General features: G+C 54.6%; 12 protein-coding genes and 1 tRNA gene. 2 read left to right on the top strand and 11 right to left on the bottom strand.

Going from position 1 to position 18,361, the window contains the following annotated elements; translation table 11 throughout:
* Complete coding sequence (locus AC1EKS_RS04115) at window positions 1-1,044, bottom strand: LacI family DNA-binding transcriptional regulator (RefSeq protein ID WP_481009137.1); 1,044 nt, start codon at window positions 1,042-1,044, stop codon at window positions 1-3.
* Between the two features lie 188 nt (window positions 1,045-1,232).
* On the opposite strand from AC1EKS_RS04115, the gene betT reads away from it, so the two are divergent.
* Complete coding sequence (gene betT, locus AC1EKS_RS04110; protein WP_481009136.1) at window positions 1,233-3,302, top strand: choline BCCT transporter BetT; 2,070 nt, start codon at window positions 1,233-1,235, stop codon at window positions 3,300-3,302.
* Window positions 3,303-3,491: 189 nt separating this feature from the next.
* Window positions 3,492-3,860, top strand: a complete 369-nt coding sequence (locus tag AC1EKS_RS04105; protein ID WP_481009135.1) for a hypothetical protein — start codon at window positions 3,492-3,494, stop codon at window positions 3,858-3,860.
* 37 nt (window positions 3,861-3,897) lie between these two features.
* On the opposite strand, the gene AC1EKS_RS04100 is transcribed toward AC1EKS_RS04105, so the two are convergent.
* The 10 genes from AC1EKS_RS04100 to AC1EKS_RS04055 form a co-directional block, all read right to left on the bottom strand.
* Entirely contained in the window at window positions 3,898-6,150 is a 2,253-nt protein-coding gene (locus AC1EKS_RS04100; RefSeq protein WP_481009134.1) for a heavy metal translocating P-type ATPase, read from the bottom strand.
* 159 nt (window positions 6,151-6,309) lie between these two features.
* Window positions 6,310-6,382 (bottom strand) — tRNA-Thr (locus AC1EKS_RS04095).
* Between the two features lie 25 nt (window positions 6,383-6,407).
* Window positions 6,408-8,516 (bottom strand): DUF6541 family protein, encoded by a 2,109-nt coding sequence (locus AC1EKS_RS04090; protein ID WP_481010258.1) that lies wholly within the window; start codon window positions 8,514-8,516, stop codon window positions 6,408-6,410.
* 224 nt (window positions 8,517-8,740) lie between these two features.
* Window positions 8,741-11,188, bottom strand: a complete 2,448-nt coding sequence (dhaM, locus tag AC1EKS_RS04085; protein ID WP_481009132.1) for a dihydroxyacetone kinase phosphoryl donor subunit DhaM — start codon at window positions 11,186-11,188, stop codon at window positions 8,741-8,743.
* A gap of 22 nt (window positions 11,189-11,210) precedes the next feature.
* Window positions 11,211-11,822: a dihydroxyacetone kinase subunit DhaL gene (dhaL, locus tag AC1EKS_RS04080; RefSeq protein WP_481009131.1), complete on the bottom strand. Its 612-nt coding sequence runs from the start codon at window positions 11,820-11,822 to the stop codon at window positions 11,211-11,213.
* A 2-nt stretch (window positions 11,823-11,824) separates the two neighbouring features.
* The gene (dhaK, locus tag AC1EKS_RS04075; RefSeq protein ID WP_481009130.1) at window positions 11,825-12,826 is read right to left on the bottom strand and encodes a dihydroxyacetone kinase subunit DhaK; all 1,002 of its coding nucleotides are present in this window, start codon (window positions 12,824-12,826) and stop codon (window positions 11,825-11,827) included.
* 68 nt (window positions 12,827-12,894) lie between these two features.
* Window positions 12,895-15,108 carry an acyltransferase family protein gene (locus tag AC1EKS_RS04070; RefSeq protein WP_481010257.1) on the bottom strand — a complete coding sequence of 738 codons (2,214 nt, stop codon included), beginning with the start codon at window positions 15,106-15,108 and terminating at the stop codon, window positions 12,895-12,897.
* A 406-nt stretch (window positions 15,109-15,514) separates the two neighbouring features.
* The gene (locus AC1EKS_RS04065) at window positions 15,515-16,933 is read right to left on the bottom strand and encodes an MFS transporter (protein ID WP_481009551.1); all 1,419 of its coding nucleotides are present in this window, start codon (window positions 16,931-16,933) and stop codon (window positions 15,515-15,517) included.
* A 13-nt stretch (window positions 16,934-16,946) separates the two neighbouring features.
* Window positions 16,947-17,720, bottom strand: coding sequence for an IspD/TarI family cytidylyltransferase (locus AC1EKS_RS04060; RefSeq protein WP_481009550.1), 774 nt, complete (start codon window positions 17,718-17,720; stop codon window positions 16,947-16,949).
* A 17-nt stretch (window positions 17,721-17,737) separates the two neighbouring features.
* The gene (locus AC1EKS_RS04055; protein ID WP_481009549.1) at window positions 17,738-18,253 is read right to left on the bottom strand and encodes a CarD family transcriptional regulator; all 516 of its coding nucleotides are present in this window, start codon (window positions 18,251-18,253) and stop codon (window positions 17,738-17,740) included.
* Window positions 18,254-18,361: the final 108 nt, after the last annotated feature.

Genomic DNA, 18,361 nt, shown 5'->3' with positions numbered 1-18,361 from the left:
TCATGATGCCTTGAGGCTGGAAGGTGGAGCAGTGCTTGCCCTAACGATGAGGTTGGGTGAGATGGTGCGCCGGGGATCAGATTCCGGATCCTGGAGGCTGCGCACACATAGCCGCCCCAGAGCCACGAAGTCCTGTCGCACGGTGGTGAGCGGAGGGTCGAATTGGGGCGCGAACTCATGATCGTCGAAACCAACGATGCTGATGTCTTCGGGGATGCGCAGGCCGTGCTCTTTAAGTGCCCGTATCATACCCAGGGCCATCAGGTCGGACGCTACGAATACGGCTGTGGGGCGGGGTGTTAGGGCTGCGATGCGGCATCCAGCCTGATATCCACTTTCTCCCGACCAGTCACCAATAATGGCTTCGGGTACGGGTAGATCGTGGGCCACCAGGGTGTCTCGCCAGCCTTTGAGGCGAACCTGACTTTCCAGCCATTCCTGAGCGCCAGCCACATGGGCAATGTTCTGGTGACCGAGACTAATTAGATGTTCCACGGCTCGCACCGAGCCCTCATATTGATCCTCGGAGACCACGATGGCATGTGGAAGAGGGGCGAGGTCAGCAGCGAGGACAACGATGGGCAGTACGCTAGCCCACCCGGTGTTCCCTATGGAGGCCAAGGCGAGTTCGGCTTCTCGCGCCAGCGGAGCGATGACAATAAGACCGTCAACGTAGGCATCACGGAAAGTGTCGAGAGTTGACTCGAGTGAACCGAAGGACTCTTTGTCGTTGACGGACAGGATGACATGTTTCCCCACTTCGCTTGCGGCGTTTTCGATGCCTAGCAGGGCTCCCATCGGTCCATAGCGCCAGGATGAGTCGGTAACCACCCCGATGCTGCCGGGCCGGTCGGTCTTCAGAGCTGCAGCTGCGCCATTACGTCGATAACCTACCTGAGCGATAGCGGCGAGAACCCGTTTGCGAGTATCCGGGTGTACCGCACCCTTGTCGTTCACGACGCGAGATACGGTCTGATAGGAGCAACCCGCCAGTCGGGCCACGTCGTGTAGCGTGGGGCGACGGCCGTTAGATGGGGAAGACATAACAGTAACTCTACTATCTAGCGGCTCTACCGCAATTAACGGGAAACTCGATTTTTAAGACTTCCGCTTTTCCATGTTGATACCGGCAAGTCACGGGGCGCGTGAACCTGGTATTTTAACCTAGAGATATAACTAGGCATTATTTTAGGAGATGCCGAGCAGATACAATACGGGATGGATGGTTTCCTATGAGCCAATCTTTAGGCGAAACCCCAATAGAACAGGTCGCGCCCACACCGGAAGCTATCCGGCAAGACGCGAAAGTAAACTTCCCGGTTTTCCTGGGTTCTTCCGCAGGAATCTTGGCTATCGCCCTGTGGGCACTTGTTTCCCCCACCAGCGCCGCCGAGGTGCTAGGGGTAGCGGTGGGGTCCATCTCGAAATGGTTCGGCTGGTTCTACATCGTGCTAGCCGCCATCATCCTAGTTTTCGTGTTTTTCCTGGGCTTTTCCCGTTATGGGGAAACCCGGCTGGGACCGCCTAATTCCCGTCCCGAGTTTTCTACTTTTTCTTGGGCATCGATGCTTTTTGCTGCCGGTATCGGCACCGATATCCTATTTTTCTCCGTAGCTGGCCCGGTCAGCCAATATATGCAGCCTCCCGTGGGGAAGGGGGAAACTATCGAGGCCGCCCGAGAGGCCACAGTTTGGACTCTTTTCCACTACGGCATCACCGGTTGGGGAATGTATGCCCTGATGGGGATGGCTTTAGGGTATTTCGCCTATCGCCGTAAGCAACCGCTCTCAGTACGCTCCGCCCTCCACCCGATTTTCGGTGACAAACTTGACGGCCCCCTGGGGCATATCGTTGATGGAGCCGCCATCTTAGGCACTATTTTCGGGGTGGCCACCACCCTGGGAATCGGGGTGGTGCAACTTAATGTGGGACTGCAAATTCTTTTCGGAATCGACCAAGGAATCCCCGCCCAAGTAGGGCTGGTGATTCTAGCGGTAGCCATGGCTACTGTCTCGGCCACTACCGGAATCCATAAAGGAATCCGCTTCCTTAGCCAAATTAACGTAGTACTAGCATTGTTCCTGGCAGGCTGGGTTTTCATCACCGGTAGAACAGATTTTCTACTCAACGCCATTGTGATGAATATCGGGGACTTCGTCTGGTCGTTCCCGCGCCGCGCCCTCGAAACTTTTGCTTATTCTGACGTAAGCGCCTGGATGTCCGCCTGGACGCTGTTCTTTTGGGCGTGGTGGGTGGCCTGGGCATCCTTTGTGGGAATGTTCCTGGCGCGGATTTCCAGAGGACGCACTCTGCGGGAGTTTGTAGTGGGCACCATGCTGATTCCCTTTTCTTATGTCCTAATGTGGGTAGCTATTTTTGGTAACGCCGCCATCGATCTAATCCGCAGTGGAGATAAATCCTTCGCGCAGGCAACCCTAAAAGCTCCGGAAATGGGCTTTTACTTGCTGTTGCAGCAGTGTCCGGCAGCGGTATTTATCATGGGTTTAGCCACCTTCGTAGGCCTGCTATTCTACGTAACCTCCGCGGACTCGGGCGCGCTCATTATGGCGAACCTGTCCTCATTTTTACCGACAGTGCGCTCCGACGCTCCCGGATGGCTACGAATTTTTTGGGCGGCGGTAACCGGGCTGCTAACTATCGGAATGCTGATAGTAGGGGGTATCCCGGCGTTACAAAACGCCACCATTATCATGGGACTTCCCTTCTCACTAGTGATGATTTTGGTGATGATTGGCTTGGCTAGAGCCCTAAAACAGGATCGCCGTGCCCGACAGCTGCGGGCTCATTCTGCTCGCAACATCCTGGCGGGAACCGGTTCTATCGCCGGTAGGTTGGAGGCCAATTGGCGTGATCGAATTTCACGAACTTTCGGGCAGGTAACCCCCCTAGAAGCCCAGGCTTACTTGGATAAAGTGGCAGAACCGGCACTGCGTGACTTTGCCGCAGAACTTAACAAACAGGGGATTCCCGCCGAGGTTGTTCGCTCAGATAATGATCCTCTGGAGCAGGTCGACCCCCAGATCCGTATCTATGACCGCCTAAAGTTAACGGCTTTCAAAGGCCCTGACCAGTTTGTATACCGGATTTTGGCGGTAGATACCGCGAATACTATTTTTGCCGGCTCTGCCCCCAGTACTCCCCGATCTACGCGCCTGGAAGTGCATTTACCCGATAATGATCAAGATTATGACGTGATGGGGTATTCACGCAGCGCCATCATTCATGATGCTTTTGACCATTTCGATCGTTACCAGGACTATTGGCGTATCAACGACGTCTAAAACGGGGACAAGCAGTGCCGAGGCTTCGGCATTTGCTATCGTCTAACGGGGTTTTCCGGTAAACTGCAAGTACAGACAGGATTTTGAGACGCTATTGTTACCTTCGTATACAATAGCGCTCGCGGATCGGGCGATCCGTTAACTAGGCTCAAAGTTGACGCCATCGCCAAAGCTTAGAGAGGAAAATAGATGACTATCCCGGTGCCCCTGTATAGATTACCGGAAGCTATGGCCTGTTTTAACTCGGCTTCTTTGATTACTTTGCCCTATGGCGACCACGTAAAAGTCCATACTGTGGATCCGATATTAGAGGACGGGCGACTGGTAATCAGGAATGCCCGGGATTCGGCCTTGCGTAACGGAGCCGCTAACCCGAATGTTACTTTGATTTGGCAAAGCCCCTATCCCCACGGTTGGAGTCTGGTAGTTGACGGCCAGGCCTGGGCAAATGGCCCCAATTTGATGATCGAGTACGAATCGGGGATTTTACATCGCCCTCGCTATCACAATGACGGTCCCCAGTGGGTGTGGCAAGACGGGGAACGCCCGCCCCAGTAGGATCTTTGCTAGGTATTTATTGCCCGGTGGGGGGCAACTAACCCGCCTCTACCGGTTGAAACGAGCGTAGCCGCAGACTATTTCCGACTACGAATGCCGAGGAACACGCCATAGCCGCTCCGGCGAGCATCGGGTTAAGTAACCCGAGTGCGGCCAGTGGTATGGCGGCGACATTGTAGGCGAATGCCCAAAACAGGTTACCTTTGATTATTTTTAGGGTGCGCCGGGAAAGCCGAATCGCATCCACCGCTGCCAGTAAATCTGGGCGCATCAAAGTAATATCGGCAGCTTGGATCGCCACATCGGTTCCACTACCCATGGCGATCCCTAAATCTGCTTGTGTGAGGGCGGCAGCATCGTTCACGCCATCGCCGATCATCGCCACGGTAGCGCCCCGTCCTTGTTTGCGGAAAACTGCCACCACTTTATCTTCCGGCTTAACCTCGGCGATCACCTCGGTAATGCCCACTTGCTTGGCAACTTGGTGAGCCACTTTTTCCCCGTCCCCCGTCAGGAGCACCGGGGTGAGCCCTAACTCCTTAAACAGCGAGATCGCCTGGGGGCTAGTTTCTTTTATGCGGTCAGCTACCCCCAACACTCCCTTTACTTCGCCCGCAATCGCTACCAGCACAGTGGTTTCCCCGCGGCTTCTGCTTCGGTTAAGTGCTGTCAGCATCTCTTCGGGGATCTTCGCGCCGGCAGCGCTAATGAACTGCTGGTTTCCCGCCAGAACTTGCTGCCCCTCAACGGTGCCGCTTACCCCTCCACCCGCGGAGTTGGTAAAATCTGCCGGCACCGCGCCGCTAGGGGAGGAAAGTCCTTGCTCCCGAGCCGCGCGGGTAATCGCCTGGGCGATGGGATGTTCGCTGCCGCCCTCTAGAGTGGCGGCCGTTTGTAAAATCTGGAAGTCATCGCGAGGATAAATGCTGACTAGCTCCATATTTCCACTGGTTACCGTCCCGGTTTTATCGAGGATGACGGTATCGATTTGCCGGGTGGATTCCAAAATTTCGGCGCCTTTAATCAGGATCCCCAGGTTTGCTCCTCGGCCGGTTCCCACCAGCAGGGCAGTGGGGGTAGCAAGCCCCAACGCGCAGGGGCAAGCAATGATTAACACCGCGACCGCGCAGGTAAAAGCGGTAACCGGGGTTCCAATAAGTAACCGAATAGCTAAAGTGAGCAGCGAAATTGCGATCACTATCGGTACGAAAACTGCGGAAATTCGGTCAGCCAGACGCTGAATTGGAGCCTTACCGGCCTGAGCCTGTTCCACTAGTCGAGTAATCTGGGCGAGCTGGGTTTGTGCTCCCACCCGAGTGGCGCGAACAATTAGGCGACCATAGGTGTTGATAGTCGCTCCGGTAACCGAGTCTCCGGGCGCTACCTCGACCGGCACTGATTCTCCAGTAAGTAGCGAGTTATCAACCGCGCTATTGCCGGAAACTACCTCTCCGTCAGTAGCTATTTTTTCGCCCGGCAGGGCAATAAATTCTTCGCCCGCAGTGAGCTGCTCAATCGGGACTTTAAGCTCTTGGCCCCCTCGCAGCACGGTTACCTCTTTCGCGCCCAATTCGGCGAGGGAGCGCAGAGCGTCCCCCGCTCGGACCTTGGCACGTTTCTCAAAATAGCGCCCGCCCAGAATAAAAAGCGTTACCCCGGAACAAACTTCCAGGTAGATGTGACTGGCGGCATCCCCCGGTTGGGCAAGTAGCTGGAAATCGTGGGTCATACCCACTCGGCCAGCCTCCCCTAAGAACAGGGCATATAGCGACCAAATAAAGGCAGCTAAGGTACCCAGCGAAATTAGGGTGTCCATAGTGGTAGTGGCGCGGCGGGCATTTAGGAAGGCCGCGCGGTGGAAGGGGTACGCCCCCCACAGCACCACCGGAATCGTCAGCACCAGGGAGACCCACTGCCAGTAGGGGAACTGCAGGGGCGGAACCATTGCCAGCACAATTACGGGAGCAGCTAAAATCGCGCAAATAGCTAGGCGCCGCCTAAGGCCTGCTAGCTCGGCTGCCCCTACTGCCGCGTTTTCCTGCCCGTCCTCGTTTCCTAAATCTTCTCCCGTAAACGCACTATAACCAGCGTTTTCCACGGTTTTTATAAAATCTTTAGCGCCAAAATCACCGGTTTGAGAAATAGTGGCTTTCTCGGTCGCATAGTTAACGGTCGCGTTCACCCCCGGCATCTTATTGAGGTCTTTTTCAATATGTGCCGCACATGCCGCACAACTCATGCCCCCGATTTTTAGTTCCAGATTCTGGGGATTATCGATACTGCTAGCCAAGTGATACCTCCTGCACCCTAGCCTACCTGCATCCTCATCACCCAGAAAGCAATTTTTTCCAGGGCGAAAAGTAAGCTGGCAGCAGCATTAGCGCGGGTGCGCGCCGAATAAATAGGTAAGAGGGCGCGGAAATAGGGAAGCAGAAAAGGAAACTATCAGAGCCGCTAATCGGACTTGAACCGATGACCTACGCTTTACGAGAGCGTTGCTCTACCAACTGAGCTATAGCGGCCAAATGCCATAGGCACCGTGTCAGTCTATCTATCCTGCCGCTGGCTTTCCAAACTTTTCGACCAGGTAGAACGGTTATTTTCGCCACGCTCGCGACCGCAGCCGTTGAAACGGTAAAGTTTAGCGCGCCCTCCCTTAGCCACCTGCGTGAAGTAACCATCCACAGGCACGTGGTAGAAGCCCGGCCAAGAGTAAGAGCGGGGAACTCCCATGTATCTGCTGTTAGGGCGGGCATAGAAATGGGTGACTTTCAGTTTCTCTAGGGACAGGCAAACCTGCCGGTCCCGCCCGAGATTATTCAGGTGATAATAAAGGCGGGTGCGGTCGGGATCTTTTTCGCTTTTACCCAGGGAAGGGAAAACTACTTTCCGATTAGCGATGGCCTCAAAATAGATGGTGCCAATAGAAGGATCCCCGACAATCACAGCGTCTGCAGGCAAGAAATGGGCGGCGCGTTTAATCAACCTTAACTCCCCACTATTGGCTAGTCCCCCGCTTCCGGTTCGCTCCGGATTGAAAACCGTTTCTAAGGCCCACACTCGGCTATCGGAGCCGGCAATCCCGACGGTAAGACAGGCGGCAGCCAGAGTTGCGAGTGCGCCTTTGCAAATACGCCCCGGGGCGCCGACAGCGGCAAGAAAACTAGCAGTTAGCACTAGCAGAAAATCTAAGCCCACTCCCATCAGCAGATTTAAGGGGAGTTGCAGGATTGCCATTAGACGCCGCGGATCCGAATACCACGGACCGGTTATCACTTTGAGGGGCGAAGCCGGCAGGAAAGAAATCATCACTAGCCCCGCGCACAGGGCCCAGGAGGCCAGCAGCCATTTTGGTGCCCGGCCATAAAAGACCGCGATTATTCCCATAATCAGTAAGGCAGCCATTAACGTCATGAAAAAGATGAAAGCTGAGGACGGGAAAAAGAAAGGGGTAGGCAGCAGCGGACGCAAGAAAGCTAAATATTCATCTCCCTCGCGCTCAAAAAGCGCGGTCGCCAAGCTGGAGGGATTGAGAAAACCGATTTCCAGGACTAGTAGCACCCCGAGACTAGCCCCCAGCCAGCCGGCGATACTGGAAAGTTTTCTTTTCCGGATCCCTCGATATAGGTGAGTGGCGATCAACGCTGCTAACAGCGGGAATAGTAGCGCTAACAGGTTAAAAAAGATGGCGGGGTGAACCCATACGGATCCAATCCCTAAGAATAAAGAAGTGAATAAAGTGGCCAACACGGCTGGTAAAGTCAGTGGCAAATCACTGGAATCGGGTTTGGCAGGCTGGAGGCCAGCAGTACAAGATCCCGATATTTTGCGCGCGTATGCCAGCACCTGCCTGCCCAAAACCAGCATTAATGCGGCGGCGCCCGGCAATAATGCGATCCCGGTGCCGTTGGGCCACTGCGCGTAGCGCGCTAAAGAATCAGCAGGGAAAGATAGGGTAAATCCAGAAAGCACGATGGTTATTAGTTGGGCCCGCCGAGATATTCCCAGTAAAGCGACCAGGGCGCTCACTCCCAAAATCCACCAGCAAACCAACAGTAGAAACGTCAGGTTAGCGGCAGGTATTACCGACTTAGAACCGGTGAATAATACGGTGAAAATGTGCCAACCACTCGGGTAATATACCCGAGCGCTTTGCGAATACTGCCCAGAAAGGGCGTAAAGAGGGTGCGCATCCTGGGTGCGACGCAGTAGAACCAGGCCGTTGTAGTGAAAGCTAGGATCCCAACGCTGGGCGGGATTAGTGAAATCAATAGTGCGAACCATGGGGGCGATGCCGGCAGTGATGCCTGCTAGCACCGCCGCCAGTAACGGAAAATCCCTGGAACTGCGGTTAGTTAGCTGGCGGCACCGAATTACGGCGCCGCCAGCAAAGATAATCGTTAGTAGCCCCACCAGCGGGAATACTAGTACCGGTTTCCACCGCCAAAAACTTCCGCTAAAACCTAGTTTGCCCAGCCAGAGGGCACTAGTGGGAGATAGTAGACTTGCCAGCACTAAGAGGACGAAAAAGGTCAGTGCCGGAGCTACCGCTAACGTCACCCGCGGAGGAAGAGCCGGGATCAGGCAGCGCACCAAGGCGTATCCGGGAAGCAAGGAAAAGAGGACCATCGCGCAAAAAATGGCGATAAGCTCCATGGTTCCCCCTTCCCGAAATGCGTTATTCCTGAGAATGACTTTACCGTCTGTTCGGGGAGTAAAGCATGCGGGGCGAAAAGATAATACTGGCAGTCCTGCTAAGAAGGATCTGTAGCTACGCTTAGGGGCAAGATTAGTTATTTCACCTTTGCGCCCTGCCTCGCAGGATTGGAGGCCACGTCAAGAGGAGCTGCTAGAAGTTTCCGGTAGCTAGAAACCTCGCCCTATAACTGGCGGATAGTTTGTTTTATCATCGCGATCATCCCGGCGCGCACCGAAAGTGAATCCACTCCCGCCTGCACCAGCTTGCCCGCCCAAGCCGGATCAGAAGCCATATCTCCACATACGCAAACTTCAATAGGATCTGCGGCGTCGTGGGCAACCTGGGCCACCGTGCCCACCATTTGCACCACCGTTTCTCGCACCTCATCAGCCAGGTCCGCTACCTGCGAGTTTCCCCGATCGGCGGCGGCAACATATTGGCAAAGATCATTCGTACCCACCGACACAAAATCTACGGCGCCACAAAACTCTTCCATCCGCAAAGCAGCGGAAGGAGTTTCCACCATTATCCCCAGTGGTAACGATATTTGCACCGGCTCAGCATCTTCATCAATCCCGAAAGCATCGGCAGTGATCTCCTCTAGTAGGGAACGTACCCAATCCACTTGTCGCACGTGATTGACCATGGGAATCATCACCCGCAAGAGCGTACCTAGTCCTTCGGATTCTAAAGTTTGGTTAGCGTCGAGAACCGCCCCCAACTGGTCGCGTAACAGGTGGGGGAACTTCCGCAGTAAGCGGACTCCCCGCACTCCCAGGAAGGGGTTGTTTTCCGGAGGTTGCTTGGCAAACGGCAACGGTTTGTCTGCTCCAATATCCCACAGGCGAATCGTAGTTGGCCCCAGGTCGCGGGCAAGTTCGGCGTACACTTGTGCCTGCTGCTCTCGGGAAGGAGCCGCTTGGTAACCCGCAAATAGAGTTTCAGTCCGCACCAAGCCGCACCCCTCGGCACCTTTTACCGGTCCGGTCGCAGTAGAAACATTCACCTGGATGGGGATCTGCATACCAGAATCGGTAATTGCAGGGGCTTCGAGTTGTTCTAGAGCTTTGGTAGCAGTAGCGACGCGCTCGCGGGCCCGCTCAATCCAATGGGCAAAAACCCTGGCTTTGGGGTTAACTTCCAGATGCTTGGTGCGGGGATCAAAAACAATGGTGTCCCCATCATGGACCCCCCACTTTAGGCCGGCATACACGGGGATTCCCCTAGAAGCTGCCACAATCGCGCCGTGTCCGGTGGTGCCGCCACTGCGAGTTACGACCCCCTCGATTTCTGGAGGCAAACTGGCAGCTAGCGGGGCATCAAGTTCTTCAACTACCAGCACCGCCGGGGTGGAATGCTTCTTAATAAGTTCTTCTAAGTTGTTGAGTTCGTGACCAATCAGCGCTTTCTTTAACAGGCGAGAAACCGCATGTAGATCGGTAGCCCGTTCCGCCAGGTAAGGGTCATCCAATTTCTCCATCTTGGTAGCAGCAGCATTATAGGCATTGTCTACTGCGGTAAAAGCGTTAATCCCGCCAGCAATTTCATCGGCGATTTCAGCCCGCAGCTCCGGGTCGTCCACCAGTCCGATCTGCATTTTGATAATTGGATCTGATCCCAAGGAAGATAGGTAGGCTCTTACTGCTTTGCGGGCTTTGTCTATCGCCTCCCCTTCATTGGGACTTACCCGATAAAACTCGGCCTCCTCGTGTTCGTCCAACACCATTGCGTATCCGATAACAATCTGGTCGCCGTTGCGAGCCGGGTCGGTAGGAGTGGGTACTTCTTTAGCTAGTTGCCCGGCGACAGTGTTAACGGAACTTTCTTCTTTCGCCGGGGAGTCGCCTGCTATGGTAGGAGGGTCGGTTTCGGACAATGCCCCCCGGATGGCGGCAAAAATTTGCTCGGATTCAGGATCCGTAGTGCAAAGTTCCAGGGTGTCTCCTTTACCAATCCCTAAGGCACTCACCTGGGTGAGGGAAGCGGCATTTACTGCTCGGAAAGTCCCGGCTTTGCGGGCGAAAACTGGTATTTTTCTTGCCCCGATAGCGCCGGCCAGGGCAGCCGCGGGACGGGCATGCATTCCATGAGGATCGATAATCTCCAGCTCCATAACCGCAGCATCGGGGGCGGAAAATGATTCTTCCCCCGATGGCGCAGCCGCAGAACTATCCGAAAGGTCTGCTTCGCCCTCTGGGTGAGGCTCCTGTGAGTCGCTGAGCTGGTCGATCTTGCCCGCCAAGGCTGCTTGGGCCTGGCTGGCTACCTCTTTCAGGCTCGCGCCCCCGGCGGCACTCACTACCGCAGCTACCAGTCCTTCCACCAGGGGGCCAGCAGAAATTAGGCAGCGATCAGCCAGCTCCGGATCGACGAATTCCAATGCCATTTGGGAACTGAGCAGTGCAGAACCCAAATCCACTAAAATCAGCACTCCATCGGGGCTATCAGCCGCCTCAATCGCTTCGCTAATTTGCTGAGCGTCGGTGCCTAGTTCTACCTGCTCACCATCGCTAATTCCCGCTGCCACCAATACTTTGGGGGCGCTGTCGGCGACGGTCATCTGCATCGCTAGCTCTTTAGCGGCGGTAGCTAAAGGCAGCGAATGAGACACCACTACCAGGGAGATCATGCCAACTCCTTTTAACCGGTGTTTATGCCAAAGCTGCGGCGGCAGCTTTGAACAGTAAAGCGGAGGAAGTCGCTCCTGGATCTGGAGTCCCTTTTGAGCGTTCCCCTAGGTATGAGGCGCGTCCTTTCTTCGCGATCAGCGGTTCGGTCTCGCTGGCAGCTTTATCAGCGCGTTCGCTGGCTGCCGCCAATGCGGCCTGAAGCCCTTCGGGGGCTGCCTCGTCGAAAGCATCCAGAGCCGGATAGAGGCAGTCAAGCATGGTTTTATCACCTAGTTCAGCTTTGCCTCGCATCTTTACCCCATCGGCTCCGGCTCGCAGCGCCTTCCCGATTGCGGCAGTATCCGCATCGGGGGAGAGCGCTGCCCCCATTCGCATAAAGAAGGTGCCATACAGCGGACCGGAAGCGCCCCCCACTTTAGAAACTAAGGTCATGCCGGCTTTCTTCAACAGGGCGCCGGCATCAGCGAAACTGGTCGGATCCAGCTGGGCGACCGCGGTCATACCGCGAGCCATATTGGCGCCGTGATCGGCGTCCCCGATGCGTCTGTCGAGGTCAGTCAGGTAGTCGGCATTTTCGACTATTAACTCTTTGTAGGCGGTGAGCCAGGCGAAAAAATCTTTAGTTTCCGCCACAACTAACACCCCCAACGTAAACCGGTGGTGTTCACCGGAGCGTCCCAAAGTTTGATTAGTTCTTCGCTGGCCTGGGTCAGAGTCAGGGAACAGCCTGCCATCTCCAGGGAGGTAATGTAGTCACCTACCAGGCAGCGAGCTACTTTAATCCCTTTAGCTTCTAGGATCGCGGCTACTTCGCCGTAGGCTAGGTAGAGTTCGATCAAGGGGGTGGAGCCCATGCCGTTGAGCATCGCAAACACCGGTTCGCCACTAAAATCTAGGTCTGCCAAAATTGGCTCTACTAGTTCGGCAGCTAGTTCATCGGCGGTAACTAGGGGGCGGCGTTCCCGTCCCGGCTCCCCGTGGATACCAATGCCTACCTCGATTTCGTTCTCTCCGAGGTCGAAAGTGGGTTTCCCAGCAGAGGGAACCGTGCAGGAAGTGAGGGCAATCCCGTAGGAGCGGGAACGGTCATTTACTTCCTTAGCGATGCGTTCCACTTCGTCCAAGCTGGCTTTAGCTTCGGCTGCCGCTCCCGCCAGTTTTTCTACGAACACGGTGGCGCCAACGCCGCGGCGGCCTGCAGTGTAGAGCGAGTCTTGCACCGCTACGTCATCGTTTACCACTACCGAGCGCACTTCCACTCCGGTTTCGGCATTAGCCATTTCCGCGGCCATCTCGAAGTTCATCACATCGCCGGTATAGTTTTTCACGATATGGAGAACCCCTGCACCTCCATCTACTTCACTGGTGGCGGCCATTATCTGGTCCGGCACCGGGGAAGTGAAGACCTCTCCGCAGCAGGCGGCATCCAGCATACCGGGGCCTACGAAACCGGAATGGAGGGGCTCATGCCCGCTGCCTCCCCCGGAAACCAAACCCACCTTGCCTTTAACAGCCCCGCGGCGGGTGTAAACTACTTTGTTTTCGTGATCGATACGTAGGGTATCCCCGTGAGCGAGTTCTAAACCTTTTAATGAATCTGCGACAACATTGTCGGGAGAATTAATTATTTTTTTCATGTCTCCCATTGTGTCATGGAGCACTTCTGGGCGCTACCGTTTGTTGGGTACGCGCGGAAGTAGGTTTGCTACTTAACTTTTTGCTTAGCTTTAAGGGCGGTTAAATCTGCCGACATTTGGTCTATATTTTGACGAACCAATTCACCTAGCTTGACCGATCCCTTCATACTGGGATGGGTTTGGTCTACTTCCAGCCATTCGGGATGTTGGGAGACTACTTTATTCCAGTCCACCAGTTTCACATTGGCGTACTGACTCGCTATCTCGGCTAAAATCTGGTTTGATTTCGGGACGAAAGTCGAAGGTGAATACAGGTTTACCAGTAAAATCATCCGGTCAGGTCCTAGTTGAGCGATCACTTGATGTACTAAGGCAGGATCGTAGACTCCCGCATTAGTTCCGTAACTGATAACCACAGTTCGCCGGATTTGTCCGCTTGCTAGTCCCTCGGAAACTATTTGAGGGGCAATTCCCCATTGTCGGTTGGGGCGGGCTAAGAGGTTAATACCGGGTATAGCAGAGACTAAGCCGCCGCGGGAAGCAGAAAACATGGAATCTCCGATGAAGGTTATTTCTTCCCCGGTAGGATTAGTAGTATTTAGATTTTCCGATAGGATTAGGCGCTTATCCACCGGGGTGGGCTTAGGTTTGGGGGTGGTAGTCACGGGTTTAGGAGCACCGGTCTTCGGCGCTGCTTGTTGATCTAGCTTTTCTGCTGCTTCAATGGCCAGTTGAGTCTGTGACTTCGCGGGTGCTTTCGCAATCGCCACCCCAGTAAAGCTGGTCAGTGCCAAGACAACTAATACCGAGATCACTTGGGTGAAGCGGTAGGAGATGGGTGCCTGGGCACGCGAAAACGCTTTGCGGAAACCGCGTTTGCGCACCGGGGTTTCTAGGAAGCGGTAGGAAAGCTCGCATATCAGCAAGGTGACTAACACGCACAGGGCAGATCTTACCCAATACTGGAGGGAGTACACTGCGGCGGGGTAAAGGGCGGTGGCAACTATAAAAATCGGCCAATGCCACAGGTAAAGACCATAAGAGCGGGTACCTATGTATTTCAGAGGGCGGAGTTCGCCCGCTTTAGCCAGCAGGCTTCCCGGCTTGAGCAGGCACCAAATCAAGATTGCCACTACTAGGCTGCAGGCGGCAATGCCTTCCCTAAAGGTGTAGGGTGAGGCATCTGTTAATAAGAACATGGCGGCGATTAGGGCTGCTAGGCAGATAAATCCGATCACTTGTGCCAGGGCTTTCCTAAATTTACCGCTGGATTTTGCGGGGGAATTAGGAGTTTGTACCGAGTCTGATGTGCTCCACAAAAACGCTACGCAAATCCCTAGTGCCAGGCCGAATAGGTGGGTGTCAGTCCCGAAATAGACGCGGGTAGTGTTATCAGGATCGAATAGGTATCCCATGAGGAAAGCGCTGATTCCCGCTAAGGTTAGCGGGATTATCATCCGCATCCACCTTCGTTTGATGGCGGTGATGCAAAGCAAGAAGATTAGCGGCCAAACCAGGTAGAACTGCTCTTCAATCGCTAGGGACCAAAAGTTCTTGAACAGAACCGGGGTGGTGGCAGCGAAATAGGAACTGCCGTGAGCGATCTCCAACCAGTTAGTGGAAAAAGTTAACGCTCCCAGTACCTGGCGCCCTATACCCACTAACAGCTCGCGGTTAACTAAAAAGGCCGTGGGTACCACGGTGATTATTAGTACCGATAGGGCGGGCAGGAGGCGGCGGGCACGGCGCAGCCAGAAATGCCCCAGGGAAACTTTTCCGGTTTTGGATAGTTCCCGCAGTAGCAAAGTGGTAATCAGGAAGCCGGAAAGCACGAAGAAAACATCGACCCCTAGGAAACCGCCGGGAAAGCCAATGGGGTAGAGGTGATAGGTGATCACTGAGATTACCGCGAGGGCGCGCAAGCCATCTAATCCCGGGATGTAGTGAGACCCCGGTTTAGTAGTGGAAAGCTTAGCCGGAGGCTTGCCGGCAGGTAATGGGGGTTGGGGGGAGGGGGAAATATAAGCAGCTGGAGGTTTGCCGGCAGGTAAAGGAGGCTGGTTAGCAGCGGGAACATGGGCAGTCCGGGGCTTGCCAGCAGGCAATGGGGGTTGGGGGGAAGGGGAAATATGGGCAGCCCGGGGTTCGCCGGCAGGCAATGGAGGCTGGTCAGCAGAGGGAATATGGGACGCCCGGGGCTCGCCGGCAGGAAATTTGGCAACCGGAATGGCAGTACTCCGGCGCTTCTGGTTAAACACGGATTTCGTTTCTGGCGATTTCACAGGGCGTTCTCTATTTTTCGTTAGATGGGGTTGATTAGTTGTTTCATTACGACGGTTACGTCCAAATAGCAATATTGCTGTCACTGACGATAAAAGCAGTGATATCGCCACAGCGGTCTTAGTAATTCTATTTTTGCGGTTGTTCCTGTGTTTAATCAAGATGGGGTATTACCTAGATTCTTACTGACCTATCATATTCGCTGTAGCTAATCTATCACTATCCAGTTTCGCTACTATCCCGGGTGCTAATAACTGATTTATCAGACAGGTGCGGGACTCTGGTTTTCTGCTGGCAATCTAAACTTTTTCGGCATTGCCAGTGTGTTTCTTTTCCGGGCACCTCCTCGGTGAAAAATTATTTTGTAGTTCATCGTATTGCCGCAGTTAAAGTCGATTTAGGCCAGTTTTACTTTTGAGGACGCTCCGGGGCTTTTAAGGGAGCGAGCAGCGCGAACCCTGCCCCCAGCAGCAAGGTGATTCCCAGGACTCCAAAATGTTGGGAACTGGTGCCGGTGGGCACAAAAAGTTTTCCAATCCACACGAACAGGGCGAACAAGGTGGGGGACATGAAGGAGACTGCGCGTCCGGTGGTGGCGTAAAGTCCGAATAGTTCGCCCTCGCGCCCCTTAGGAATAATCCGGGCGAGGAAAGAACGGGAGGCCGACTGTACGGGGCCGACGAAGATACAAAGCAGTAACCCGAAGGACCAGAAGATTTTGGCACCGCCATTGTGGGCAAAAAAGAGGATTAATCCCAGGGTGGTCATACAGCCCAGGGAAAAAATCATGACTTTTTTGGGGCCGAAGAAGTCGTCGGCGGCCCCACAGGCGATGGTGGCGATTCCCGCCACTACGTTAGCGACGATTGCAAAAATCATTACCTGGCCGCCGTTTAGGCCGAAAACGGTGGAGGCCAGGATGGCTCCGTAGGTAAATACTCCCGCGAGGCCATCTCGGAAAATCGCGGAGGCAATTAGGAAGCGTAAAATTTCGGGGGCGGTTTTCGCTAGCCGTTTAATGGTTTCCCACAGCTCAATATAGGCGGCTTTAACTCCCGCCAATCCTCCGACTGGTTCTTTATCTTGGGAATCAACCCCCGCCATAGTCACTGGATGGAGCTTCCCGTCTACGCCGCGCCGGCGTCCCGGTAAAGCAACGATTACTGGAATCGAAAAAACTGCGAACCAGATGGTGGCAAATACCATGGCGATCCGGATATTTAGGAAGTTTTCCCCGGTAACCCCAAACCAGCCCACCTCGGGGGAGATGAAACCGATATAGAGCACCCCGAGCAAAATAATGCCGCCCAAATACCCCATGCCCCAGCCGATCCCGGAGACTTTACCCATATTTTCTTTAGTGGAAACCCGCGCCAACATGGCGTTATAGTTCACCGAGGCGAACTCGAAGAAAATATTTCCAAATGATAGCAGCGCTACCCCCAGCCAGAGCGCCCCGGTCTTTCCTAGGGGAGAAGTGGGATAGACCGCGAACATTAATGCCATACAAATGGTGACGAGAGCAGAAAATAGTGCCAGCATCCGGGTGCCGCGACCTTTATGGTCGGCACGCTGCCCGGAAACTGGTGCCACCAACGCGATCACCAGCCCCGCAAAAGCTAAGCCAATCGATAAATCAGTAGTGGCCTGGTTGCCAGGGGCAAATAAATCTTTGGTGGTTAGGTAGACAGTGAAAACAAAGGTGGTGGCCACCGCATTGAAGGCAGCGGAACCCCAATCCCACAGTGACCAGGCTAAAATTTTACCCTTGGTGCGGTCGTGGTTTTCCGCTGGTAAATATTTTTGATGGTCACCGGTGTCAGCCATGTCTTTCCTGCCCTTACGCTTGCTCGGGATTTTCCGCCAGCCAAGTGGCTAGTTTGAGATCCAAGGGGTACGTGATTTTCAAGGCTCGCCGAGATCCTGCCACAAAGTATTGCTGGTATCCGAGCCTAGCTGCCAGCAGAGCATCGTCTAGGGCTCCACCCTCTGAATTTGTTTCCTCCCGAGCCTGTTCATGAGCCGCAAAAATAACGTCTCCCGCAAAACCTTGCGGAGTTTGCACGCAGCGCAAATGAGAGCGGTCAGGGGTAGCGCCCGAGGGAGTAATCTCTACCCCTTTGCGGCAAAAAGAGTCGCCGGCGATTTCCCGTACGGTGTCGACTAAAGCAGTGGCGGGTACTACTGCGGGGCAACCGGATGCAACCGCCGTACACACCCGCTCAAACTGGTCTTTGGGGGTAAGGGCCCGGGCCGCATCGTGAATTAAAACGATAGCTTCCGGGTCATCGGCGGCTACCTGTCCTACGCCGGGATTGAAAGCTAAAAGTGCCTGTAGACCCTGGTAGACAGAGATTTGCCGAGTGGTGCCTCCGGCGACAACTTTCCAGGGGTAGGACAGGGCAGCGCAGCGGGCAACCTTCGTGAAAGCGCTTATGCAGTCCGGGGGGGCGGTAATCACTACCCCGACCAAATTATCCACCGGCTCCAGGGAGCGCAGGGCGTGATGCAGCAAAGTATTACCTGCAAATTCTACCAACGCTTTTGGCCCGGAAGTGCCGAGTCGAGATCCGGAACCAGCGGCGGTCACGACGCAGTAGACGCTGCGTCCCATAACCCGTCCTTTAACCTTTACTTATTATTGACCCGGTTGTATTCTACCTGGGCTTCTTCCATGATTTTATCCAGACGATCCGAGGCCGCCTCTTCATCCTCATCCTTAGCCAAGGCAAGTTCAGACACTAGAATCGCTCGCGCCTTCCCCAGCATTCGCTTTTCACCCGCCGACAGCCCGCGTTCATTGTCGCGGAAGGTCAAATCCCGCACCACTTCCGAGACTTTCAAAATGTCCCCAGTGGCGATTTTTTCGCCATTAGCCTTGTAACGGCGGGACCAGTTGGTGGGTTCTTCGATATGCGGTTCCTGCAATACGGCAAGTACTTCTTTGAGGCCTTCCTCGTCCACCACGTCTCGGACCCCCACCATATCCACATTTGCTGCCGGCACCTGGATGGTCATATCGCCATTGGTGACTCGCAGCATCAAATAGGTGGTGTCTTCACCTTTGAGTTTGCGGGTAGTGATATTTTCGATCACCGCGGCACCGTGATGGGGATAAACAACGGTCTGGCCGATTTCAAATGTCATAACTTACAGGCTCCCAAATACAAATTTTCCGGATCCCATTCTACCGCAAATCAGCTTTACCTGCTAAAGAGGGTGTCTAGGTCACAGATTATGGGAATTAAATCTCTT

Source organism: Varibaculum sp. C0165D1 (genome assembly GCF_056590355.1).
The sequence above is the reverse complement of the archived record's forward strand: the minus strand, read 5'-3'. Positions and strand labels throughout refer to the sequence as shown.

Excerpts from the sequence above, each read along its gene's own strand:
- AC1EKS_RS04115 (WP_481009137.1), bottom strand. The coding sequence starts at position 1,044 with ATGTCTTCCCCATCTAACGGCCGTCGCCCCACGCTACACGACGTGGCC.
- betT (WP_481009136.1), top strand. The coding sequence starts at position 1,233 with ATGAGCCAATCTTTAGGCGAAACCCCAATAGAACAGGTCGCGCCCACA.
- AC1EKS_RS04105 (WP_481009135.1), top strand. The coding sequence starts at position 3,492 with ATGACTATCCCGGTGCCCCTGTATAGATTACCGGAAGCTATGGCCTGT.
- AC1EKS_RS04090 (WP_481010258.1), bottom strand. The coding sequence starts at position 8,516 with ATGGAGCTTATCGCCATTTTTTGCGCGATGGTCCTCTTTTCCTTGCTT.
- dhaM (WP_481009132.1), bottom strand. The coding sequence starts at position 11,188 with ATGATCTCCCTGGTAGTGGTGTCTCATTCGCTGCCTTTAGCTACCGCC.
- dhaK (WP_481009130.1), bottom strand. The coding sequence starts at position 12,826 with ATGAAAAAAATAATTAATTCTCCCGACAATGTTGTCGCAGATTCATTA.
- AC1EKS_RS04065 (WP_481009551.1), bottom strand. The coding sequence starts at position 16,933 with ATGGCTGACACCGGTGACCATCAAAAATATTTACCAGCGGAAAACCAC.
- AC1EKS_RS04060 (WP_481009550.1), bottom strand. The coding sequence starts at position 17,720 with ATGGGACGCAGCGTCTACTGCGTCGTGACCGCCGCTGGTTCCGGATCT.
- AC1EKS_RS04055 (WP_481009549.1), bottom strand. The coding sequence starts at position 18,253 with ATGACATTTGAAATCGGCCAGACCGTTGTTTATCCCCATCACGGTGCC.